19 protein-coding genes are annotated in these 23,322 nt (G+C 69.9%); 11 read left to right on the forward strand and 8 right to left on the reverse strand.

The window, feature by feature from the left end:
- The first annotated feature begins 71 nt into the window (after positions 1 to 71).
- The 9 genes from ACFY1H_RS03215 (at position 72) to ACFY1H_RS03255 (ending at position 10,264) form a co-directional block, all read left to right on the forward strand.
- Positions 72 to 1,109: an LLM class flavin-dependent oxidoreductase gene (locus ACFY1H_RS03215; protein ID WP_366580302.1), complete on the forward strand. Its 1,038-nt coding sequence runs from the start codon at positions 72 to 74 to the stop codon at positions 1,107 to 1,109.
- Entirely contained in the window at positions 1,106 to 2,677 is a 1,572-nt protein-coding gene (locus ACFY1H_RS03220) for a long-chain fatty acid--CoA ligase (RefSeq protein ID WP_386944231.1), read from the forward strand. Before ACFY1H_RS03215 ends, ACFY1H_RS03220 begins: the two co-directional genes overlap by 4 nt.
- Entirely contained in the window at positions 2,674 to 3,792 is a 1,119-nt protein-coding gene (locus tag ACFY1H_RS03225; RefSeq protein WP_386944233.1) for an LLM class flavin-dependent oxidoreductase, read from the forward strand. The genes ACFY1H_RS03220 and ACFY1H_RS03225 overlap by 4 nt, the downstream gene beginning before the upstream one ends.
- Positions 3,793 to 3,820: 28 nt before the next feature.
- Positions 3,821 to 4,621 carry an alpha/beta fold hydrolase gene (locus tag ACFY1H_RS03230; RefSeq protein ID WP_386944234.1) on the forward strand — a complete coding sequence of 267 codons (801 nt, stop codon included), beginning with the start codon at positions 3,821 to 3,823 and terminating at the stop codon, positions 4,619 to 4,621.
- Positions 4,618 to 5,331 (forward strand): SDR family oxidoreductase, encoded by a 714-nt coding sequence (locus ACFY1H_RS03235; protein WP_366580310.1) that lies wholly within the window; start codon positions 4,618 to 4,620, stop codon positions 5,329 to 5,331. Before ACFY1H_RS03230 ends, ACFY1H_RS03235 begins: the two co-directional genes overlap by 4 nt.
- 147 nt (positions 5,332 to 5,478) lie before the next feature.
- On the forward strand, positions 5,479 to 6,567 hold the full coding sequence (locus ACFY1H_RS03240) for an LLM class flavin-dependent oxidoreductase (protein ID WP_366580312.1): 1,089 nt from the start codon (positions 5,479 to 5,481) through the stop codon (positions 6,565 to 6,567).
- A gap of 92 nt (positions 6,568 to 6,659) precedes the next feature.
- The gene (locus tag ACFY1H_RS03245; RefSeq protein WP_386944236.1) at positions 6,660 to 7,145 is read left to right on the forward strand and encodes a flavin reductase family protein; all 486 of its coding nucleotides are present in this window, start codon (positions 6,660 to 6,662) and stop codon (positions 7,143 to 7,145) included.
- Positions 7,145 to 8,386 (forward strand): bifunctional 3,4-dihydroxy-2-butanone-4-phosphate synthase/GTP cyclohydrolase II, encoded by a 1,242-nt coding sequence (locus ACFY1H_RS03250; protein ID WP_386944238.1) that lies wholly within the window; start codon positions 7,145 to 7,147, stop codon positions 8,384 to 8,386. The genes ACFY1H_RS03245 and ACFY1H_RS03250 overlap by 1 nt, the downstream gene beginning before the upstream one ends.
- 51 nt (positions 8,387 to 8,437) lie before the next feature.
- Entirely contained in the window at positions 8,438 to 10,264 is a 1,827-nt protein-coding gene (locus ACFY1H_RS03255; RefSeq protein ID WP_366580316.1) for a GAF domain-containing protein, read from the forward strand.
- 191 nt (positions 10,265 to 10,455) lie between these two features.
- Here the strand turns inward: ACFY1H_RS03255 and ACFY1H_RS03260 are convergent, their stop codons facing one another.
- From ACFY1H_RS03260 to ACFY1H_RS03270, 3 genes are all read right to left on the reverse strand, one after another.
- Positions 10,456 to 11,355 (reverse strand): glycosyl hydrolase family 18 protein, encoded by a 900-nt coding sequence (locus ACFY1H_RS03260; protein ID WP_386944241.1) that lies wholly within the window; start codon positions 11,353 to 11,355, stop codon positions 10,456 to 10,458.
- Positions 11,356 to 11,493: 138 nt separating this feature from the next.
- Positions 11,494 to 12,132 (reverse strand): HNH endonuclease family protein, encoded by a 639-nt coding sequence (locus tag ACFY1H_RS03265; RefSeq protein ID WP_366580320.1) that lies wholly within the window; start codon positions 12,130 to 12,132, stop codon positions 11,494 to 11,496.
- A 147-nt stretch (positions 12,133 to 12,279) separates the two neighbouring features.
- Positions 12,280 to 12,951, reverse strand: a complete 672-nt coding sequence (locus ACFY1H_RS03270) for a hypothetical protein (RefSeq protein ID WP_386944243.1) — start codon at positions 12,949 to 12,951, stop codon at positions 12,280 to 12,282.
- 74 nt (positions 12,952 to 13,025) lie between these two features.
- On the opposite strand from ACFY1H_RS03270, the gene ACFY1H_RS03275 reads away from it, so the two are divergent.
- Positions 13,026 to 14,312, forward strand: coding sequence for an adenylosuccinate synthase (locus ACFY1H_RS03275; RefSeq protein WP_366580324.1), 1,287 nt, complete (start codon positions 13,026 to 13,028; stop codon positions 14,310 to 14,312).
- A gap of 36 nt (positions 14,313 to 14,348) precedes the next feature.
- On the opposite strand, the gene ACFY1H_RS03280 is transcribed toward ACFY1H_RS03275, so the two are convergent.
- From ACFY1H_RS03280 to ACFY1H_RS03300, 5 genes are all read right to left on the reverse strand, one after another.
- On the reverse strand, positions 14,349 to 15,989 hold the full coding sequence (locus tag ACFY1H_RS03280; protein ID WP_386944245.1) for a Na+/H+ antiporter: 1,641 nt from the start codon (positions 15,987 to 15,989) through the stop codon (positions 14,349 to 14,351).
- A gap of 37 nt (positions 15,990 to 16,026) precedes the next feature.
- The gene (locus tag ACFY1H_RS03285; RefSeq protein ID WP_386944247.1) at positions 16,027 to 17,487 is read right to left on the reverse strand and encodes an alpha/beta fold hydrolase; all 1,461 of its coding nucleotides are present in this window, start codon (positions 17,485 to 17,487) and stop codon (positions 16,027 to 16,029) included.
- A 59-nt stretch (positions 17,488 to 17,546) separates the two neighbouring features.
- A complete protein-coding gene (locus tag ACFY1H_RS03290; protein WP_386944248.1) occupies positions 17,547 to 19,091 on the reverse strand; it encodes an amino acid permease in 1,545 nt (514 codons plus the stop codon).
- A 387-nt stretch (positions 19,092 to 19,478) separates the two neighbouring features.
- Entirely contained in the window at positions 19,479 to 20,489 is a 1,011-nt protein-coding gene (locus tag ACFY1H_RS03295; protein ID WP_386944847.1) for a serine hydrolase domain-containing protein, read from the reverse strand.
- Between the two features lie 72 nt (positions 20,490 to 20,561).
- Complete coding sequence (locus tag ACFY1H_RS03300; protein ID WP_386944250.1) at positions 20,562 to 21,692, reverse strand: glycerophosphodiester phosphodiesterase; 1,131 nt, start codon at positions 21,690 to 21,692, stop codon at positions 20,562 to 20,564.
- 326 nt (positions 21,693 to 22,018) lie between these two features.
- On the opposite strand from ACFY1H_RS03300, the gene purD reads away from it, so the two are divergent.
- The gene (gene purD, locus ACFY1H_RS03305) at positions 22,019 to 23,284 is read left to right on the forward strand and encodes a phosphoribosylamine--glycine ligase (RefSeq protein WP_366580335.1); all 1,266 of its coding nucleotides are present in this window, start codon (positions 22,019 to 22,021) and stop codon (positions 23,282 to 23,284) included.
- Positions 23,285 to 23,322 lie beyond the last annotated feature (38 nt).

Genomic DNA, 23,322 nt, shown 5'->3' on the forward strand with positions numbered 1-23,322 from the left:
GGGGTGGCCTGCCGCCGCCCGGCTGAGCACGGTGGGAGGCAACCAGCCGCTACGTCGACAAAGGAGACGGCGTGACCGAGCAAAGCGTCAATTTCGGGCTCTGGTACGACTTCCGCAACCCCGAGCAGTGGTTCCGGCCTTTTTCCACGCTCTACCGCGAGGCGCTGGACCAGCTCGCGTGGGCGGAGAGCGTCGGGATCGGCTCGGTCTGGCTGACCGAGCACCACTTCTGCGAGGACGGCTACACGCCCTCGCCGTACACGCTGGCCGCGGCGATCGGCGAGCGCACGAAGACCATGCGCATCGGCACGAACCTCGTGATCGCGCCGCTGCACAACCCCGTGCGCCTGGCCGAGGACGCCGCGACGCTCTCGCTGCTCACGGGCGGCCGCTTCGACCTCGGGCTCGGGCAGGGCTACTGGGCGCCGGAGTTCGCGGCGTTCGACCGCAACCTCAAGCACCGGCCGAGCCTGCTCGAAGAGAGCGTGGCGGTGATCCGCCAGGCGTGGTCGGGTGAGGAGAAACCGTTCGAGGGCAAGCGGTTCTCGCTGCCGTCGGTGCGGATCACGCCGAAGCCGGAGGTCCTCCCGAAGCTGCTCGTCGGCGCGATGGCCGACCCGGCGATCGAGCGCGCGGCCCGCATCTCCGACGGGTTCCTCAGCACCCAGAACGTGCACCAGCAGTCCTATTTGGACGCGCTGGACCGCGTGGGCAAATCGTCGGCCGACGGCCAGATCTTCGCCGGCCAGTGGGCCGTGATCGCCGAGGACCCGGAGCGCGAGTGGGCGCGGATCGGGCAGTACGCGTTGTACCAGCTCAACAACTACATCGAGTGGGGCGCGTTCGGCCCGCCCGACGTGGTGCCCAAGTTCGAGAACGCGGACCAGATCGTGGCAGGCGGCGCGTTCCAGCTGTGGGACGTGGCCACGGCCGTCGACGAGCTGACCGCGCTGCTGAAGGACAAGCCGCAGATCAAGGACGTGCACTTCTGGGCGCAGCTGCCCGGCGAGCCCGTGGACAGCGGTTCGGCGCGCATCGAGCTGCTCGCCACGAAGGTCGTGCCGCAGGTCCGCGAGCGGCTGGGCCAGAAGGCGGGGGTGGCGGGGTGAACCAGCCGCTCGTGCTCACCGACCTCCTGCACCGTGCGCGGGAGTTCTTCCCCGCTCAGGAGATCGTGGAGTACGGCGGCGGTGCCGAGCCGCACCGCTACACCAACCGGGAGTTCCACGAACGCGTCGTCGCGCTCGCCGGAGCCCTGGTCAGGCTGGGGGTGCGGCCCGGTGACCGGGTCGCCACCCTCGCCTGGAACCACCACCGCCACCTCGAGCTGTACTTCGCCGTGCCGCTCGCGGGCGCCGTGCTGCACACGGTGAACCTGCGGCTCGAACCGACGGAGATCGCGTACGTGCTGGGCCACGCCGAGGACGTCGTGGTGTTCGCCGACCTGTCGCTGCTGCCGCGGCTGGAAGTGGCACGGGCGGAACGGCCGGAGATGCTCGTCGTCGCCACCGACGGCTCCGCGCCGGGTGCGCTCGCATACGAGGACCTCGTGGCCGAGGGGCCGCCCCTGGAAAACCCGCCGGAGATCGACGAAAACGATCTCGCGGCGCTCTGCTACACCTCCGGCACCACGGGCCCGCCCAAGGGCGTCGGCTACTCGCACCGGTCGCTCTACCTGCACACCTTCGCCGCCTGCCTCGCCGACGGCCACGCGATCAGCGAGCGCGACACCGTGCTGCACGTCGTGCCGATGTTCCACGCCAACGCGTGGGGCATCCCGTTCGCCGCGCTCATGACGGGTGCCAAGCAGGTGCTGCCCGGTCCCCACCCGGTGCCGGCGGAGATCGCGAAAATCGTGGAAGCCGAGCGCGTGACCTACACCGGCATGGTGCCGACCGTCGCGGCCGACCTCGTGCGTCACGTCGCCGCGACCGGCGCCGACCTGAGCAGCCTGCGGGCGCTCGTGCTCGGCGGCTCGCCCCCGGACGACGAGCTGCTGCGGGCTCTCGACTCGCTGGGCATCCCGTCGTTCCAGGGCTGGGGGATGACGGAGATCTCGCCGATGGGCACGTTCTCGCGGCCGTTGCCCAGCGTCACGGATCCGGCCGAGCGGCGCCGGTCGGTCCGCAAACAAGGCCGGCTTCTGCCCGGCCTGCGCTGGCGGCTCGTCGGAGAGGACGGCACCAACCAGCCTCACGACGGGGTTTCGCGCGGTGAGCTGCTGATCCGCGGGCCGTGGGTCGCCACGCAGTACTTCCGCGACGAGCACCCGGACAGCTTCGCCGACGGCTGGCTGCGCACCGGCGACATCGCGACCATCGACGCCGACGGCTACCTGGAGATCGTCGACCGGGCCAAGGACCTGATCAAGAGCGGTGGCGAGTGGATCAGCTCGGTCGCGCTGGAGCAGGCGCTCACGGCCAACCCCGCTGTCGCCGAGGCCGCCGTGGTCGCGGTGGCGCACGAGCGGTGGCAGGAACGGCCGTACGCGCTGGTCGTGCTGGAGCCCGGCCGCGCGGACACACCGGCGGAAATCCTCGCTGACCTGCGGGAACGCGTGCCGCGCTGGTGGCTGCCCGAGGGCGTGCTCGTGGTCGAGGAGCTGCCGCGCACGAGCGTCGGCAAGATCGACAAGAAGGTGCTGCGCGCGAAAGTGGCCGCGGGTGGTGCCGGATGAAGTTCGGTGTCTTCTACGTCCTCGAGTGCCGTGACCACGACTTCCGCCGCGCGTACGAGGAGATGCTCGCGCAGATCTCCTACGCCGAGCAGCTCGGGTTCGACGAGGTGTGGCTGGCCGAGCACCACGGCAGCGACTACGGCTCGATGCCGTCTCCGCAGGTCGCGGCCGCCGCGGTGGCCGAGCGCACGAGCCGGATGCGCATCGGCATCGCCGTCAGCAACCTGACCTTCGACTGGCCGGTGCGGGTGGCCGAGGACTACGCGATGGTCGACGTGCTGTCGAACGGGCGGCTCGATTTCGGCGCCGGCCGCGGGTACCAGCCGGGCGAGTTCCACAACATGGGCGTCGGCGACCGCCAGGACGTGAGCCGCGAGGTGTTCGACGAGGCGCTGGAGATCGTGCGCGGCCTGTGGAGCAAACGCGCGGGCGAGCCGTTCTCCTTCCACGGCAGGCACTTCGACCTCACCGAGGTCGACTGCCGGCCCACGCCGGTGCAGCGCCCGACCCCGCCGATCTACGTCGCGTCGATCAGCCCCGAGACGTTCCACCTGGCGGCCGCGCAGGGCTACAACCTGCTGGTCACCCCGACGTTGATGACGTTGCCGGAGCTCAACCGGCTGGTGGTGGACATCAAGCGTTCGCTCATCACGAGCGGCCGCGACCCGCTGTCGCTCGACTTCCCCATGAACTGGCAGGTCCACCTCGCCGACACCACCGAGGAAGCGCTGGCGAACGTCGCCGAACCGCTGTCCTGGTACTACCGCCACGTGCTCGACCTCGTGCCGAGCGGGCCGGGGGCACCGCACACCTACGAGCGGTACGCGGAACTCGTTGCGGCGTCGGAGGAAGCGGGCGGGCCGACGCTCGACGGGTTGCGCGAGAGCGGCGTGGTCTACGCGGGTGACCCGGCGGGGCTCGTCGCCGAGATCGAGACGCTGTACGAGGAAACCGGGCTGCAGCACCTCATCTGCTGGATGCGGATCGGTGGCCTCGCGCACGAGAAGGTGCTGCACTCGCTGGAACTGTTCGCCGAGCACGTGCTGCCCCGCTTCCGCGACCGGCCGCCGGTCGTGCCGCGGGCGTTGCGCGCCGAAGTCGCTGCCACCCATTGAGTTCCCCGAAGGAGAGAGGCGAGATCCCATGGGCTACCTAGAGGTCGAAAACGGCCGGCGCGTGTACTTCGAGCACCACCGGGGCTCGGGCCGCCCCATCGTGCTCATCCACGGCTGGGGCGCGACCGCCCGCTGCTGGGACACCACCGCGCCGGCGTTGCGGGCCAACGGGAACGAGGTCGTGCTGCTCGACCAACGCGCGTGCGGCCGCTCGGACAACGATTTCTCCGACGTCACGATCTCCGCGCTCGGCTCCGACGTCGTGCGGCTCGTGGAGCAGCTCGGCCTGCGCGAACCCGTGGTCAACGGCTGGTCGCTCGGCGGCGCGGTCGCCGTGGACGCGGTGGCGAAGCTGGGGTCGAACTGCTCGGGCCTGGTCTTGACCGGCGGCGCCACCCCGCGATACACGTCCACTTCGGACTGGCCGCACGGTGCGACGGTGGACGACGTGAAGGGCGTACTCGGTGCGGCCGCCGCCGACCGCGCGAACACCTTCAAGGGCGTCGCCGAAGCCGTGTGCGCCGAGCCGCCGACGGCCGACACGATCGCCTGGCTGTGGGGAATGTTCATGGAGATGGGCCCGCTCGGTGACGAGTCCCTGCTGGACCTCGCCGAGCTCGACCAGCGCAAGCTCCTCGGCGGCCTGGCCGTGCCCGTGCTGTCCCTGCACGGGCGCAAGGACGGCTTCGTGCCGTTCTCCGGCGCCGAGGCCGCGCGTGACCTGTGCTCCGACGCCCGGCTTGTCGAGTTCCCCAACGCCGGCCACGCGCCGTTCCTGGAGGACCGCGACACCTACCTCGCCGAGCTCACCGGCTTCCTGAACCGATGACCACCTGGCTCGTCACCGGCGGTTCGCGCGGGATCGGCCGCGCCGTCGTCGACCACGTCGCCGCCGCGGGTGACAACGTGGCGTCGCTGGCGCGGTCGGCCGGCTCCTCGCCGCCGGCGGTGCCGAACCGCGTGCTCGAGGTCAAGGGCGACGTGACCGACGAGGACTCGATCCGCCGCTGCGTCGAGGCCGTGACCGAGCGGTTCGGCCCGATCGACGTGGTGGTCAACAGCGCCGGCGTGCACCGCGGCCGCCGCATCGACGCGCTGGCGAGATCGGCGTGGGACGAGGTGCTCGCCACGAACCTCACCGGTGCGTTCGAGGTCTGCCGCGCGGTGGTGCCGTTGCTGCCACGGGGTTCGGCGATCGTCAACGTCGGCGCGGTCGTCGGCTTGCGCGGGTTTCCCGGCGACGTTGCGTACGGCTCGGCGAAGGCGGGGCTGTCGGGGCTGACGCAGGTGCTGGCCGTGGAGCTCGCTCCGCGCGGCGTGCGCGTGAACCTCGTGGTCCCGGGCTTTGTGGACACCGACATGACCGCAGGGCTCAGCGATCGGGCCCGCAAGAGCATCGTCGACAAGATTCCCGCCGGGCGCATCGGGACGACGGCCGAGATCGCGGAGGTCATCGTGGCCGTGGCGCGCTCGACGTACATGACGGGCGCGACCGTGCCCGTCGACGGCGGATTGCTCGCGACGTTCGGCGGCGGCTGACCCGCGCGTTTTGTGTGGACCTCCAACGGCCCCACGCGAAGAGCGTTCTTCCCGCGCCCGGTCCTGGTTAGCGTCGGAAGGCGAACCAGGGCGACCCACCCGTAGACGGAGAACACCGACCACCCCCACGAAGAAGGAGAACCACCCATGGACGTCGGAATGCTGCTGGTCTTCCAGAACTGGTTCGAGGACGTCAGCGACCACGAGGTCTTCACGCGCGAGCTCGAGATGGGCGTGCTGGGCGAGCAGTACGGCTTCGACTCCGTCTGGTCGGCCGAACACCACTTCGACGACTACTCGATGTGCCCGGACAACCTCCAGATCATGGCCTACCTCGCCGGGCGCACCTCGAAGATCAAGCTCGGCACGGGCGCGGTCATCCTGCCCTGGAACGACCCGCTGCGCGTGGTGGAGAAGGCCATCATGCTCGACCACATGTCCAACGGGCGCCTGCTGCTTGGCATGGGCCGTGGCCTGGCGAAGATGGAGTACGAGGGTTTCCGCGTCGACATGAACGAGTCGCGCGAGCGCTTCGACGAGGCCGCCGCGATGATCATCCGCGGGCTGCAGAACGGGTACGTCGAGAACGACGGCAAGTACTACAAGCAGCCGCGCGTCACCGTCCGGCCGGGCCCGGCCGGGCACTCGTGGGAAGGCCGGATCTTCGGCGTCGCGATGTCGCCCGACTCGATCCCGGCCGTCGCGGAGCTGGGCGCGCAGATGATGACGTTCATGCAGTACGACTTCGCGCAGCACCTCGAGGCGATCGACCGCTGGCGTGGCCTGCACCGCGAGAAGCACGGCACGGAGCCGGGCGCACCGCTGATCCAGGACTTCGTGTACTGCCACGAAGATCCCGAAGAGGCGAAGCGCATCGCGCACGAGCACATCTCGCGCTACTTCCTGTCGGTGATCAAGCACTACGACTTCGCCGGCTCGCACTGGCGGGAGACGAAGGGCTACGAGGCCTACCAGGCCGGCGCCGACATGATCCGCGAGGCGGGCATGGAAACCGCGGCGAGCGCGTACGTCGACGCGAACATCTGGGGCACGCCCGAGGAGATCGTGGAGAAGTACGCCGCGCGGCGCGAGCAGGGTGGCGAGCTGATGGCCAACGCCGCGTTCTGCTTCGGCGGCCTGCCGCTGGACAAGGCGGAGGCGAGCATGCGGCTGTTCGGCGAGAAGGTGGTGCCGCAGCTGCACAAGATGTCCTCGCGCGCGCCCGCGGGGGTGTGAGGCCGGGTAGTGGCCCGGGTTTCCGCCCGGGCCACGGCACCTTCCCGGGCTTTCGTGGTTTCGGGCTTTCGGACTGGAGCTGGATGGAAACCGTGACCAGACCGGCATTCGCCGAGCAGTTCCGCGAAGTGATGTCGGGCGTGTGCACCCCGGTTTCGGTGGTGACCGCCCTCGACGGCACGCGGCCGCACGGCACGACGGTGAGCGCGTTCGCGTCGCTCTCGATGGACCCGCCGATGGTGCTCGTGTCGCTCGACCGCACGTCCGACCTGCTGACGGTGGTGCGGCGCGCGGGGCGCTTCGGCCTGAACGTGCTGGAAAGCGGCCAGGCGGAGCTCGCGAAACGCTTCGCCCGCAAGGGAATGGCCAAGTTCGACGGCGTCACCTGGGCGCTCGAGGACGACCTGCCGCGGCTCGCGGGCTCGTCCGGCTGGGTGGCGTGCACCGTCGAGAAGTTCCTCGAAGGGGGTGACCACGTGGTCGCGCTCGGCCTGGTGGAGGCGGCGGACTCGCGGCCGCTGGCGCCGTTGACCTACCACGCGCGGACCTTCGGCACCCACACCCGGACGGACGGCTGATGGCACCCGGCGAGCAGGTGCAGCACGCCGTCGCGGCGCTGGCGCAGGGCCGGCTGGTCGTGGTCGTCGACGACGCCGACCGCGAGAACGAGGGCGACCTCGTCGGTGCCGCGCGGACGATGACCGCCGCGCAGATGGCGTTCCTCGTACGGCACACCACGGGGATCGTCTGCGCGCCGATGCCCGGCGAACGCGCGGACGCGTTGCGGCTGCGGCAGATGGTCGCGGACAACACCGACGCACACGGCACGGCGTTCACGGTGAGCGTCGACCACGCTTCGGCGGGTACCGGCGTCTCGGCGGCGGACCGGACCACGACCGTGCGGGCGCTGGCGGACCCGGCCACCAAACCCGGTGAGCTGCGCCGGCCCGGCCACGTGTTCCCGCTGCGGGCGCGTGAGGGCGGAGTGCTGGTGCGGGCCGGGCACACGGAAGCGGCCGTCGACCTGCTGGCGATGGCCGGCGCGGGTGACGTCGGCGTGATCAGCGAGCTGGTGGCCGACGACGGGTCGATGCTGCGCGGCGCCGCGGTGGAGGAGTTCGCCGCGCGCCACGACCTGCCGGTGCTGCGGATCGCCGACCTCGTGCGCTACCGCGGGGCGACGGAACGCCTGGTGGAGCCCGTGGCGAGCGCGGCCATGCCGACGGCGTTCGGCGACTTCCGGGCCGTCGCCTACCGGTCCGTGCTCGACGGGACCGAGCACCTCGCGCTGGTGCGGGGCGATGTCGCGGCGGCCGGGCAGTCGGCTGCCGGTGCCCTGGTCCGGGTGCACAGCGAATGCCTGACCGGCGACATCCTGGGCTCGCTGCGGTGCGACTGCGGCGCACAGCTGGAGTACGCGCTGCGGGCGATTGCCGAAGAGGGCGCGGGCGCGGTGATCTACCTGCGGGGCCACGAAGGCCGCGGGATCGGGCTGGCGCACAAGATCCACGCGTACGCGCTGCAGGAGCAGGGTCTGGACACCGTCGAGGCCAACCTCGCGCAGGGCCTGCCGGTCGATTCGCGCAGCTACGGCATCGGCGCCCGGATCCTGACCGACCTCGGCGTCCGCCGGATGCGGCTCATCACGAACAATCCCGCCAAGTACGGCGGGCTCGAGGGCTACGCGCTCGACATCGTCGGACGCGTGCGCCTGCCCGTCACACAGACGCCGCACAACGTGCGTTACCTGCGGACCAAGCAGGAGCGCATGGGCCATGACCTGGGCGTACTCGCTTCAGGCATGGACGGGAGCGGGTGAGGTAAGGCACCCTCAGACGGAGTCCGGATTTCAACGGTGAAGGCGGATCCCATGCGCGACGCTTCGGTTCGGTCCCTGGTGCGCCCGGTGGATCCGGCGCACCGTGAGCGTGAGGTCATCGCCGCGTTCAGCGAGATCACGACCGAGGCCATCACCACCACGCGGCTCGAGGACCTGCTGGGCCTGCTCGGCAAGCAGCTGTGCCACCTGCTGGGCGTCACACGCTGTTCGGTGTACCTGCGCGACGGCGACGGCCGGTTCCGCGGCGCCGCCGGCTACTGCGAGAGCGAGGGCGACATCTCGGCCGCCGTGCAGGCGCAGGAGGCCGGCATCCAGGGCGACCGGTTCAGCCGCGAGGTCATCGAGTCGGCCGCGCCTGTGCTCATCTCCGACGTGCCGCGCGACCCGCGCCCGCACCGCCGCACCATGGAGCACTGGCACGTGCGCGCGATGCTCGGCGTGCCGCTCGTGTTCGACGGCAAGGTGATCGGCCTGATCTTCGTCGACAACGTGCAGAAGGACCACGTGTACGCCGACGAAGACGTGGCGCTTGCGGAGCTGTTCGCCCGGCTGGGCGCGTTGTTCCTGCGGCAGGCCATGCTGAACGCGCACCTGAAGAACAAGGCCGCCGAGGTCGTGCGGCAGAAGAACACCCTGGCGTACCTGGCCGATGTGCACCAGAAGCTGACCAACGCCGTGCTCGACGGCGCGAGCATCCAGACCGTGGTGACGCTGCTGGGTGAGCTCTCGGCGAAGCCCGTGGTGCTGTACAACGAGGATTTCCAGGTCCTGGCGTGGTCCGCACCTGCGGGGTTGAAAATGACGCAGCCGCCGGAGCTGGCCGCGCGGATCCGGGAGCTGCCGTCGGTGAAGCAGGCGCTGGCGTCGCTGAGCGCCAGCTGCCCGTCGACGATCGTGCCGCCGACGCCGGCGGTGTGGGTGGGTCGGCGACACCTGATGTGCCGGCTGATCATCGAGGGCCAGCCCAGTGGGTACCTCGGGATCGTCGAGGTCGGGCGCGGTCTGGAGGAGCTGGACACGAAGCTCGCGGAGCACGGCGCGACGGTGCTGTCGTTGCAGGTGCTGTCCGAACGACGCCAGGCGGAGGCCGAGGGCCAGGCGCGCGAGGACTTCCTGTCCGACCTGCTGCACCGCACCCGCGACGCCGAGCAGCTGGCGCGGCGCGGCCCGCAGTTCGGGGTGAACCTGGCTCAGCCGCACGTGCTGGTGCGGTTCGCGTTGGACAACGCGAGCCAGAACGTGAGCGTTTCGGTGGGGCGGAAGCTGGTGATCCGTTCACTGGCCACGGTTCTGTCGGTGTCCGAACCGGCCGCGGTCAGCCTGCCGGGCGCGGTGGTCGCGCTGCTGTCCCTTCCGGACGGTTCGGAACCGCGCGACTTGCGCGCGGCGGTCGACGAGGTTCGGCTGGCTGTCGGCCCGCGCTTGCGGGTGCGGACCGCCGTGATCTCCGGCGTGTGCCGTTCTCCGGAGGATTTCCCTTTGGCCCACCGGGAGTTGCGGGAGATCGACGAGCTGGCCACGTCGTTCGGCTGGTCCGGTGGCGTGGTGACGGTGACCGAGCTGGGGCTGTTCCGGCTGGTCGCGTCCAGCGGCCGGGTCAAGGAGGCGGTGCAGTTCGCGCACGAAACGATCCGGCCGTTGCGGGACGCGGACCCGTCGCTTCTGGAGACGTGGCGCGCTTTCGTCGCCGCCGAGGGGCGCGTTCAGAGCACCGCGTCGGAGCTGGGCGTGCACGAGAACACGATCCGCTACCGGCTGGGGAAGATCGGAAAGCTGATCGGGCAGGATCCGGGTGCGTTGGATTGTCTGCTGCAGTCGCGGATCGCGTTTCAGATTCTGGATCTGGCTGGTTGGTGAGTCATTTTTGCAGGATTTTGGCGAGGGTGCCGAGGTTGTCTTGCATTCCTCGTTTGAAGAGCTTCTCGGCCAGCGGGCCGAGTAGCGCGGCTGGTAGGGGAGTCCGGCGCAGGTTTGGCTCTGGTGTCAAGCCACGCTGATGGGCCGGGCGGTGCGCGGCCCCGGAAATGCCGGCGGGTGAGCCGTCCGGATCAGCCCTTCACCACCGGCGCGACCTGTTGCGCCCACTGCCAAGGCGCACCTGTCCCGCCCGGCAAGGAGTTGAAGTACTCCCAGCCATCCACCCCGCCGAAGTCCGGGTACTTCGCGACCAGCGAACGAGCCGTCGACTGCAGCCGCGATATGTCGACATACCCACCACAGTTGGCGGGATTCGTCACGGTCCCGGCGACGACCTTCGCGGCCGGCACAACGCCGTGGCCGACGATGGCGTCGTAGCCGGAGGTGTCGGACAGGGAGCCCCAGCCGCAGTAGAACTGGGTGTTGAACCAGGAGATCTGGGGGCCGCGGTCGCGGTAGAGCTGGTCGTAGTTCAGGCCCGAGAGGCCGCGCCCGCCACTCAGCTCCGGGGCGACGGGGGCGAAGGTGATGAGAAACGACGGGCCGAAGTCCGCGCGCAGCGCGTCGATGAGGCGGACGACGGAGGCGTTGTCCACCGTCTCCTCGATGTCCAGGTCGATGCCCGACAGCGAGTGGTCGCGAAGCAGAGCGCGAAGCGGTGGGTAGTACGTGTTGAAGTCGGACGCGAGCCGCTGGAAGCTGCCCTGGGCCGCGCCGCCGAGGAAGGCCAGGGTGTGGACGCCCTGGGAGCGCAAGGTGCCGAGGTCCTGCCACATCTGGTTGAACTTCGCGGCCGACGGCGGGTCGTCGTTCACGTGCACCACGCCGCCGGGGTCGAGGTGGACGGCACCGACGAGGACGTCGGTGACGCCGGCGTTGTGTTGCGTGAGGCCGAGCGGCGAGACGTACGCGCTGCCGTTGTAGATCGTCTGGTAGTACACGATCACGCGCCGCCCGGTCGCGGCCGAGGCCGGCACGGCGCCGCACAGCACCAGGAGCACGGCCAGCGCGGCCGCCGCGAGGTTCCTCATGGTCCAGACCTTACGTGGCAGAACGTGCCCGCACTACCACCGTCCGTAGGGTTCCGCGCGGGGCGGGACCGGCGTGATCGGCCGTCGGACCCCAGACCCCAGAACCGATCCCGGCCCCGCGCGAAGCACTCGGCTGACTCAGCAGCGGCCCAGCATGTCCGTCAGCGCGGACTTCTCGGCGGAGTTCACCGTGAGCTTGAACTTCGACTTCACCGCGACCCACATGCGGGCGTAGGTGCACCAGTAGCCCGTGGACGGCGGCTTCCACTGGTCCGGCGACTTGTCGCCCTTCTCCTGGTTGACGTTGTCCGTCACGGCGATCAGCTGCGGGTCGGACAGGTCGTTGGCGTAGGCCTGGCGCTGCGCCGTGGTCCACGACGACGCACCGGTGCGCCACGCGTCGGCCAGCGGCACGACGTGGTCGATGTCCACATCGGACGCCGCGGTCCAGGTCGCGCCGTCGTAGGGCGAAACCCACTTGCCCGAGGTGGCGGTGCAGCTGGAGTTGGTGACGACGTTCGTGCCGTCGCGCTTGAGCACGACCTCACGGGTGTCGCAGTTGTTGCCCTGCTGGATCCAGTGCGGGAACTTGTCGCGGCTGTAGCCGGTCAGCGAACCGTCGGCCTTCACGGTGAGGCCGGCGAGCTCGCTCTTGGCCGTCGCGGCCGACGGGATGCCGGGCGGGGTCGCGTCGGCGATGCCGACCATCGTGCCGCCGAGCAGCGTCACGCCGACGAGGACGGTCAAGGAGTTTCGGACACTACGCGCTGTGGGCATATTGCCGCCTCCGTGTCGAGTGTGGGACTGATTCACCTTCGACCACGGAAGTGGCGCAAGCAACACTTACGGGTGACATGTAACAGACCTTCAGTGAACAGAAAGTGCCGTTAGGCCACCTGGCGCAGAACTATCGGATGAAACCGGTCACGGTCGGATCAGGCGCAGGTCCTCGGTGTGCCGGTACCAGGTCCGCTTGGTGACCTCGCGGGGGTGCGCGACGCCGTCGCTCACGAGCGACGTGGTCGGCAGGCAGCCGAGCTGGAACGCGCGACCGTGGAACACGGCGCTGCGCTTCACCAGCTTCCCACGCGTCACCCGGGCGACCAAGCCGTTCTCGTCCGCCGACACCTCCACGGCGGCCGCGGCGCCGTCGAAGGCCAGGTGCTCGTCGCAGTACGCCTGGCCCTGGACGTTACGCAGAGTGGCGCGCCCGGCCAGGATGCCGCCGGTGTCGTCACGCACGAGCGGCACTTCCGAGGCCGAAGCGTCGAGGGCGATTTCGAGCGCCTTGACGGGGTCCGTGGGCAGTCCCCAGAGCGCCGCGACGGCCGAACCGGACTCGGACGGCACGAACCCGATCGACACGCCCGACACGCGATCGGTCCGCAGCAATCGCACGAGCACCGCCGCGAGGTCCGCGTCGGTCCCCGCGACGATCAGGCGCTCGTGTTTCCCCAGCAAGGGATCGATTTCCGTCTTGCCCGGAAGCGCCGAGACGCGCACGATGGACAGGTCACGGAGGCCCGTGAACGAGTGCGGATCATCACCGCAGGCCACCACGATTCCGCGCACGCCCACGTCCTCCGTTACAGTCATGCACCGGCATTTCCCAGCGCCACCCCGTGTCCCATCGGGACACTTTCCCTGTTGCCGAACACCTGGAGTGTCACATGCCGGCGATCGTGCTGATCGGTGCCCAGTGGGGGGACGAAGGCAAGGGCAAGGCGACCGACCTGCTCGGTGACCGTGTGCAGTGGGTCGTCCGCTACCAGGGCGGCAACAACGCCGGCCACACCGTCGTCCTTCCCAACGGCGAGAACTTCGCCCTCCACCTCATCCCGTCCGGGATCCTCACGCCGGGCGTGACCAACGTCATCGGCAACGGTGTGGTGGTCGACCCGGGCGTGCTGCTCGACGAGCTCGCGGGTCTGGAGGAGCGCGGCGTCGACACGAGCGGGCTGCGGATCTCCGCCGACGCGCACTTGATCATGCCGTACCACGTGGCGATCGACAAAGTCACCGAGCGCTACCTGGGCAGCCGCAAGATCGGCACCACCGGCCGGGGCATCGGGCCGTGCTACCAGGACAAGATCGCCCGCGTCGGCGTCCGCGTGCAGGACCTGCTCGACGAGAAGATCTTCCGCCAGAAGGTCGAAGCGGCGCTGGAGTTCAAGAACCAGGTTCTGGTGAAGGTCTACAACCGCAAGGCGCTCGACGCGAACCAGGTCGCCGACGAGGTGCTCGCCGCCGGCGAGAAGTTCGCGCACCGCATCGCCGACACGCGCCTGCAGCTCAACCAGGCCCTCGAACGCGGCGAAACGGTGCTGCTGGAGGGTTCGCAGGGCACGCTGCTCGACGTGGACCACGGCACGTACCCGTTCGTCACGTCGTCGAACCCGACCTCGGGCGGCGCGAGCGCGGGTTCGGGCATCGGCCCGGGCCGCATCACCACCGTGCTGGGCATCCTGAAGGCCTACACCACGCGCGTCGGCTCGGGCCCGTTCCCGACGGAGCTCGACGACGAGTCCGGCGAGTACCTGCGCAAGCAGGGCGGCGAGTTCGGCGTGACCACGGGCCGTTCGCGGCGCACCGGCTGGTTCGACGCCGTGATCGCCCGCTACGCCGTGCGCGTCAACGGGATCACCGACTACTTCCTCACCAAGCTCGACGTGCTGTCGGGCCTGGAGAAGGTGCCGGTGTGCGTCGGCTACGACGTGGACGGCCGCCGCACCCACGACATGCCGATGACGCAGACCGACGTGCACCACGCCGTGCCGGTGTACGAAGAGCTGCCGGGCTGGTTCGAGGACATCTCGGGCTGCCGCACGTTCGACGAGCTGCCGGCCAACGCGCGGTCCTATGTGGAGCGTCTGGAAGAGCTGTCGGGTGCGCGGGTCTCGGCCATCGGCGTGGGGCCGGGCCGCGAGCAGACGATCGTGCGCCACGACTTCGTCTGAGCCGTTTGCCGGCGGGCGTTCCCGGCGGAACGCCCGTCAGCCCATGCCCATCCGGTTGGTGAGGGTGTTGGTGGCGGAGAGCTCTTCGAGGTCCAGCTCGACGAGGACCTTGCGCAGCACCTCGTCGTCGAGGCGCCCGGCGCGGTTCTCCGCGATCATCGCCGCGCGCTGGGTGATCAGCAGCTCACGCCGGGCCTGGGCGAACTTCGCCTGCGGGCTGGCGCTGCGTTCCTCGCCGGACAGCGTGATCGCGGCTCGCGCGAAGCGGTAGCGGGTGTCGACGAGCCGCTCCAGACGTTCTTCCAGCCGCTTCATGCGGTCCGGCGGCAGGTCCGCCTTGGCCATCGCCGCCTGCGTGATCTCCTTCAGCCGCGTGTGCGCCGCCTTCTGCGCGACCTCCCGCGCGGCCAGCTCCTCGGCCTGGTCGCGGGCGGCCTCGGCCGGGTTCCGGACCTTGAGCCAGCGGATCAGCGGCGGCAAGGTCAGGCCCTGGATCAGCACCGTGCCGACGGCGACGGTGAACGCGAACAGCTGGATCTCCGGGCGCCCCGGCGTCCCGAGCGGCACGGCCGAAGCCGCGGCGAGTGTGACCACGCCGCGCATCCCGGTCCACGACACCACGGCCAGCGCTTGCCACGAAGCCGAGTCGCGCGTCCGGCCGAACAGCCGCAGCGTTCTCGGCAGGTAGCTCGACAGGAACACCGCGGGGATCCGCACGGCCATCGTCACCAGCAGCACGACGACAGCGACGATCGCGAGGGTGCCGTTGTCGCGGGCCGCGCGGTCGGCGCCGTCGAGCACGAACGGCAGCTGCAGGCCCATCAACGCGAACACCAGCGCTTCGAGCAGCACGTCGATCGACGTCCACACGGACCGGTCCTGCATGCGCGTGGCCGGGGACGCGCGCAGCGAGCGCTGGCCGAGGTAGAGGCCGGCCGTGACCACGGCGAGCACGCCCGAGCCGCTGAACTCCGAGCCGAACGGGTGCAAGTGCTCGGCCGTCACGTAGGCCGCGAACGGCACGATGATCCCGAACGCCGACTCCAGCAGCGGGTCGTCGAGCCGCGAGCGGATGAACACCACCACGAACCCGGCCACGAGGCCCACGGCGATGCCCAGCACCGTCGCCACCGCGAACACGCCAAGGCCATGGCCGATCGACCCGGCCGTGCCCGCGACGGCGGCGAGCGCGACCTTGTACAGCGTGAGCGCGGCGGCGTCGTTGACCAGGCTTTCGCCGGTCAGCACGGTCATGATCCCGCGCGGCAGGCCGAGCTTGCGCCCGATCGCCACGGCCGTCACGGCGTCCGGCGGTGCCACCACCGCCCCGAGTACCAGCGCTGACGCCCACGGCAGGTCGGGCAGCAGCAGGTGCACCACGAACGCGACGACCACGGCCGTCACCACCACCAGCACGACACCCAGCCCGATGATCGGGCGCAAGTTGGCGCGGAAGTGCGTGAGCGAGCTGTCGAGCGACGTCGAGTAGAGCAGCGGCGGCAGCACCACCGTGAGGATCAGCTCGGGCTCCAGTTCGATCCGTGGCACGCCCGGAATCAGCGCGACCCCCAGCGCGACCACGACGATCAGCAGCGGCGCCGACACGTTGTAGCGCCGGGCGAGCGCGGTCAGGCCGAGCGAGCCGGCGAGGACTCCGACCAGCGTGAGGGTCTCCATGCCCGCATCTTCACCCAGGTTGATCTCGGATGACGGGTCACGGGCACGTCGTGTCGCGTCCGGGCAGGTGATCTTCGAGCAGGAAATCGGTGAGCCGGCCGGCCGTGCACGCGTTGGTGAGGTCCACGCCGTGGCCGGCGTCGTCGATCGTGGTCAGCTCCGCGCGGCGGCCGAGGGCTTGGCGCATCTCCAGGGCGCCGGAGTACGCGGTGGAGGGGTCGGCGTGGTTCTGGAGCATCAGGACGTTGCGCGGGCCGTTCGCGGTGATGGGCTGCGGTTGGTGCACGGCGTCGCGCGGCCAGAAGGCGCACGGCCAGATGTCGACGGGCATGCCGTTGGTGAGGGGGTGGGCCTGGCGGTCCTGCTGCACGGCGGCGGCGTACGTCGCGGGGTCGCGGGAGACGGGCGCGTCACCGCAGAGGACGGCGTACTGGTCGCTGGCGAAGTTGTCGGGGATCGGCTGGGTGAAGGTGGTGCCGAAGGGCAGGTCCTGGCCGTCGCCGAGGGCCATCAGCGTGGCGATGACGGGGTAGATCGCCGGCTTCTCGAGGAACGGCGGCAAGGCGACGCGCACGTCGTTGCCGGTGAGGACGCGGCCGCTGTCGAAGGTGCGGGGGTGCTGGTCGAGGGCCGCGGTGATGCGGAAGTAGGCGGCTTCTATCGCGTCCGGGGTGGTGCCGAGGTGGAAGGTGCTGTCGTGGTCGGCGGCCCATTCGGCGAACGGGGGAAACGCCGTTTCCACGGCTTCGCCCTTCAGCCGGATCGCGGCCGTGACGCCGTCCGGCGGAGTGCTGCTGTCGAGCACGATCTTGCCGGTGTTCCGCGGGAACATCGAGGCGTAGACGGCGCCGCGGTAGGTGCCGTAGGACGTGCCGTAGTAGTTCAGCTCGCGCGCGCCGAGGGCTTGGCGGATGCGGTCCATGTCCTGTGCGACGTTCTTCGTGTTGAGGTACGGCAGGTAGGCGCCGGCGTTCTTCGCGCAGGTGGCGGCGACGCGGCGGGCGTAGGTGACGTTGGCGCTGATGTCGCCGTCCGGCGCCGGGTACGGGTCGACGAGGGTGGCGGCGCGGTCGGCGTCGGACAGTCCACAGAGGACCGGAGTCGAGTTGCCGATGCCGCGGTCGTCGAAGCCGATGAGGTCGTACTGGCTCAGCAGTTGCTTGCCGACGGCCGTGGTCGACCACACGCTCGGCTGGTCCAGGCCGGACCCGCCGGGCCCGCCCGGGCCGATGGCCAGTGGCTGGTGTTTCGTGCCGGGGATGCGCGAGATCGTGAGGGTGATGGTTTTCCCGTGCGGGTGGGCGTAGTCGAGCGGGACGGTCAGCGTGGCGCACTGCTGGCGCGGGTCGCGCTGGACGGTGTTGCTCGACGCGTCGGGGGTCGGGGCGGGGCAGGTGCCCCAGGACAGCGGCGGGGTAGCCGCGGCGGCGGGTACGACGGTGAGCGCGCCGAGGCTCACGGCGGCGAGCGCGAGAGTGGCTGTTCGGTTCGGTTTCACCGTCCCGATCTTCACGGCCGCCGCTGGGTGACACCTCCACCTGCGGGTTGATCCCGGGTCTATCCCAGTTCTTTGAGCTCCCGTTCGACGGCTTCCAGTTCCGCCGCGGATCCCTGCACCTTCGGGCCCGTGAACCATTTGCGCGCCGACACGACCCACCACAGCGCCGCGCCGCCGAGCACGATCAGGAACGCGATCGGCGTGTAGTTGAACGAGTCGACCGTGACGGGTGAGCCCTGCGGCAGCATGAACAGCACGAAGATCACCACGACCCACGCGGTCGCGACGATGCCGATCGGCTTGCCCCAGCGACCGAGGTGCCACGGTCCCTTCTCGAAGCTGTCACCGCGTCGGACGCGCAGGAACACGGGGATCACGTACGCCACGTAGAGCCCGACGGTCGCGATCGATGTGACCGCCGCGTAGGCCGTGGCGCTCCACAGGTACGGCAGCGCCAGGATCAGCGCGCCACCGGCGGCGAGCCACACGGCGTTGGTAGGCGTCTGCGTGCGCTTGTTGATGCGGTGCCAGATCTTCGAGCCGGGGATGGCGCCGTCGCGGGCGAACGCGTAGATCATCCGCGAGTTTGCCGTCACCGAGGCCATGCCGCAGAACAGTTGCGCGCCGATGCAGATCAGCAGCAGGAACTTGCCCGTGACCGCGCCGGTGGCCTCGATGAAGATCTGCGCCGGCGGCACCCCCGTGGCCGAGTTGACGGCGCCGTCGTAGTCCTGGATGGCGAACGTGAGCCCGATCAGCAGTACCCACCCTGCGACGAGCGACACGAGGATCGAGTTGATGATCCCGCGCGGCCCGGCCTTCGCGGCGTTCTTGGTTTCCTCGGTCATGTGCGCCGACGCGTCGTAGCCGGTCAGCGTGTACTGCGCCAGCAGCAACCCGAGCGCGAACACGTACACCGACGAGCTCCAGCCCGTCTCGTTCGCGAAGTGCCCGAACACGAACGACGCTTCCTGGTGCTTCGCCGGCACGAACACGAGCACGCCGACGATCACCAGCACCCCGATCAGGTGCCACCACACGCTCACGCTGTTGAGGATCGCCACCACGCGCACGCCGAACGTGTTCAGCGCCCCGTGCACGACCAGGATGATCGCCAGCAGCAGGATCGTGTGCCCCGGCGTCGCGGCATAGCCCCACTGCAGGTCGAGGAACGCGTTCAGGAACAGCGCCGCCCCGAAGTCGATGCCCGCCGTCACGGCGATCTGCCCGATCAGGTTGAACCACCCGGTGAACCACGACCACGCCGGCCCGTTGCGTGTCGCGAGCTTCGCGGCCCAGTAGTACAGACCACCGGCCGTCGGGTAGCTGGAACACACCTCCGCCATGCCGAGCCCCACAAGGATCACGAAGAGACCGACGAGCGGCCACCCCCAGATCATCGCCACGGGCCCGCCGGTCTTCATGCCGAAGCCGTACAGCGTCAGACATCCGGACAGGATCGAGATGATCGTGAACGACACCGCGAAGTTCGAAAACGACGACATCGTGCGCTTCAGCTCCTGCGCATACCCCAGCGCATGCAGCCGCGCACTGTCCTCATCGTGTCGGTCGGGTTCGGCGGTCTGCTGGTCGGAGACATCCATCGGGCACCCACCTGAAAGGTATGTGTACAGACCTTTGAAGTTCCGGAGAAGCTAGCCCGGCCCGTCCGCGGGTGTCAAGGCTCCGTCAAGAACCCCTCCCGCGCGCGGCCGCCATTGGTTCCTCACCGCGACCGTGGGCGCCTGGCCGCGTGACGAGGTGCTCCGCCACAACGCCCCGCAGCATTCCGCAATCCGCAGACAGGCCGGTGCAGCCAACCCGCAACTGACGGCAGCAGCCTGCTGTCAACCTCGTGCCAGCCCGTCGCAACCCATCAACGGCTGTCCGTGGCAACCCTTCGAGATCGCGAGGGCTGTCGTTCAGCCGGTCCTGCTCCGGCCGCCGGACTTACCGCGATCGGCCGGCCGGCCGAGCGCTTCCTTCGCGCATCAGCCGTTCGCCACCAACTCCCCTCCGAGCCATCGGGTCAACGGCCACGCACCCTCCGAAGTGTTGGAAACAACCGTGAACACCAGGCCGTCGGAGGGGCGCGAGACGCTGCGGAACGAGACGCCGTAGTCGTAGCCCTCAAGCATCACCGTGGTGTCGTCGGGTGGGAGCCAGAAGCCGAGGCCGTAGCGGAGCTGTTCGCGGGTCGAGGTGTCTGTGCTCACCACGGTCGTCATTCGCGAAACCCACTCCGGTGGCACGATCCGGCCGGCGTGAAACGCGGACCAGAACGCCGCGAAGTCGCCGGCGGTCGAGTAGATCCCGCCGTCGCCGCTGCCGACCACGGGCAGGCTGAAGACGTTGGTGCGCCCGTCTTCCAGGTACCCCGTGGCCGCGTCGCCGGGTAGCGCGTCCGAGCGGAGGAACGACGTGTGTGTCATGCCGGCAGGAGCGGCAACGCGCGAAGCGACCAGATCCGCGAAAGGCGTACCCGCAGCCCGTTCCGCCAGTAACGCCAGTACCGCGAACCCGCCGTTGTTGTACGAGAACCGCCATCCCGGCGGAAACCGTTGCGGGAACCCGTCCAGTGCGGGCAAATACGCCGCCGCCGAGGTGAAGGACTGCGGTTGCGCCGGTGGCGAGGCGTCTTCGTCGCAGTAGTCGCCGATGCCCGAGCGGTGGGAGAGCAGGTGTTCCACCGTGACGTCGTCGTCGATCAACGGCAGGTCCGCGCCCAGCAGGGAGCGCACCCGGGTGCCCAGGGTCAGCAACCCCTCGACGATGAGCCGAACCACCACCAAGGCAGTGAAACCCTTGGTACCACTGGCGATCGCGAACCTGGTGTCCACTGTGTTCGGTACGCCGTACCCGCGGTGCGCCGAGCCGTACGCACGCGCGAGCACCGATTCATCACGACGGCTGACCGACACGACCCCGGAAAACCCGGTGTCACGCGCCAGCCGGTCGATCTCCTCCCCCAGAACCATGGCGGCAACTCTAGGAACCGGCACCGACAAAAAACAGCAGGCCCGTCCACCATCGGGTGAACGGGCCTGCGGAAAATCCGGCTACAGAGCCAAAAATCAGTGCCCCAGGAAATCGTGCAGCGACTCCAGCGCCGTGTCCGCCTGGTCGGCGAAGAAGCCGTCGACGCCGGCCTTGAGGAACGCCGCCTCCTCCGCGAACACGTTGCCGAACGCGGTCGGGCTGGCGGAAGAACGCAGGTTCGCCGGCAGGAACGGGTTCTCGTTGCGGAAGGTGTACGGCTGCACCTTGAGACCCACGCGGTGCGCGTCAGCGACCAGCGAGGTCGGCTTGCCGAGGTTGTCCGAAGCGTCGCGCGGGATGATCTGCGCCTTGTCCGGGCCGAGGTACTTCGCGTACTTCGCGACTTCACGCAGCCCCGCCGGCGTCACGATGTCCGCGTACGTGCGCTTGTCACCGGCGGCCACGAAGTCGGCCGGCGCGCCCGAAGCCTCCGTGAGCTGCAGCAGCGGCACCCGCACCTGCTTGTGCAGCTCCTTGAGGTTCGCCACCTCGAACGACTGGATGATCACCGGCGCGTCGGCGCGGTTGAGGCCGTTGCGGTTGAGGAACGCGACGAGCTTCGGCTCGGTCGGGTTGCCGATCGAGGAGAAGTACGTCGAGTGCTTGACCTCGGGGTACGTGCCCAGCGTGCGGTGCAGCTCCTTGCTCAGCCGCCGCGTGAGGTCGATGACCTCCTGGTAGGTCGCGATCTGGAAGCGGCCGTTGTACAGCTGGTTGTTCGGGCGGTTCTCCGGGATCCGCTCCTTCGCGCGCAGCGTCTTGAGCTCCGCGAGCGTGAAGTCCTCGGTGAACCAGCCGGTCATCGACACGCCGTCGACGGTCTTGGTGGTCTTGCGCGAGGCGAACTCCTTGTGGTCCGCCACGTCGGTGGTGCCGCCGATCTCCGGCTCGTGCCGCGCGACGAGCTGGCCGTCCTTGGTCGGCACGAGGTCGACGTCGACGAAGTCCACGCCCATGCGGAACGCGAGCTCGTAGGAGGCGAGCGTGTGCTCCGGGCGGTAGCCGGGCGCGCCCCGGTGTCCGACGATCACGGGGTCATCGTGCCGGTGCGCCGCCGCGCCCGCCACCTGCTGCGGGGCCGCCGTGGCGGGACCGATGGCCAGGCTCGCGACCCCGAGCAGGGCGAGACCGGACAGGGCGAGCACACCCACGCGTTTGCGCTTCATGGGAAAGGGACCTCTCTCTACCGGGCGCTCCGTCCTCATCTGACGGATTTGCCACACTGCGCCGTTTATTTGCCAATCCGACCACAGTCACGGCGGAAACTGGCGGCAGGAAGGCGGCTGCCAGTCCGGTACCGCCTACTTTCGGCCGGTTTGGCAACGCCCGCCGCCACCCTCACGGCCGCAAGCGTCCGGTGAGCGGCACAGGGCGGGCAGACGGCTGACAAACCGGTAAACGGTGCATGGAATCCGCTTCCGGACAGCACGGGACAGGTGCCTCACGGACGGCGAAATGCCCCCGCCGACCCGAGCCCGTTACGCTGGTCGGCGTGCGCGTACTGGTAATCGGGTCCGGCGCCCGGGAGCATGCACTCGTCCTCGCGGTGTCCGGCGATCCCGCCGTCACCGCGCTCGCCTGCGCGCCCGGCAATGCCGGGACGGCCGCGGTCGCCGAGCAGATGGGTGTCGAACCGGCTGATCCCGAAGCGGTCGCTGCCCTGGCGAGCGGGTGGAAGGCCGACCTCGTGGTGGTCGGCCCCGAGGTTCCGCTGGTCGCGGGCGTCGCCGACGCGGTGCGGAAGGCGGGCATCGCCTGCTTCGGACCGTCGGCCACGGCCGCGCGCATCGAGGGCTCGAAGGCCTTCGCCAAGGACGTGATGGCCGCCGCGAACGTCCCCACCGCGCGCAGCGAGGTCGTGGACACTCCGGCCCGCCTCGACGCCGCGCTGCAGCGCTTCGGTCCCACCTGGGTCGTGAAGGACGACGGCCTCGCGGCCGGCAAGGGCGTGGTCGTCACGCAGGACGTCGAGGTCGCGCGCAAGCACGCCCTGATGCTCCTCGACGGCGGGCACCCCGTCCTCCTGGAGTCCTTTTTGGACGGACCCGAGGCGTCGCTGTTCTGCTTCGTCGACGGCCGCACCGTGGTCCCGCTGCTGCCCGCGCAGGACTTCAAGCGCGTCGGCGACGACGACGCCGGCCCGAACACCGGGGGCATGGGCGCCTACGCCCCGCTGCCGTGGGCGCCGGAAGGCCTGGTGGACGACGTGGTCGCCCGCATCGTGCAGCCCGTGGTCGACGAGCTCGACGCGCGCGGCGCCACCTTCTCCGGCCTGCTCTACGCCGGTCTCGCGCTGACGTCCGAGGGCCCGCAGGTCATCGAGTTCAACTGCCGCTTCGGCGACCCGGAGACCCAGGTCGTGCTGGCGCTGCTGCGCACGCCGCTGGCCGGCCTGATGCACGCGACGGCCACCGGCAAGCTCGCGAAGCAGCCGCCGCTGGAGTGGTCGGGCGGCGCGGCCGTGACGGTCGTGATCGCGGCCGACGGCTACCCCGGCAAGCCGCGCACCGGCGACGTGATCACCGGCGGCGAGCTCGAAGGCGTGCTCCACGCGGGCACGCGGCGGCGCGAGGACGGCGCCGTGGTGTCGGCGGGCGGGCGTGTGCTGTCCGTGGTCGGCACGGGCAAGTCGCTCAAGTCGGCGCGCAAGCACGCGTACGAGACGGTGGAGCGCGTGCACCTCGCGGGCTCGCACCACCGCACCGACATCGCGCTCAAGGCGGCCAACGGCGACATCACCATGCCGGTGAACGCCTGAGTTTCCGCCTCCCGATCACCCGGCGGTTGGTAGCCTCG

The organism is Amycolatopsis sp. NPDC001319 (genome assembly GCF_042896185.1).
Classification (GTDB): Bacteria; Actinomycetota; Actinomycetes; order Mycobacteriales; family Pseudonocardiaceae; genus Amycolatopsis.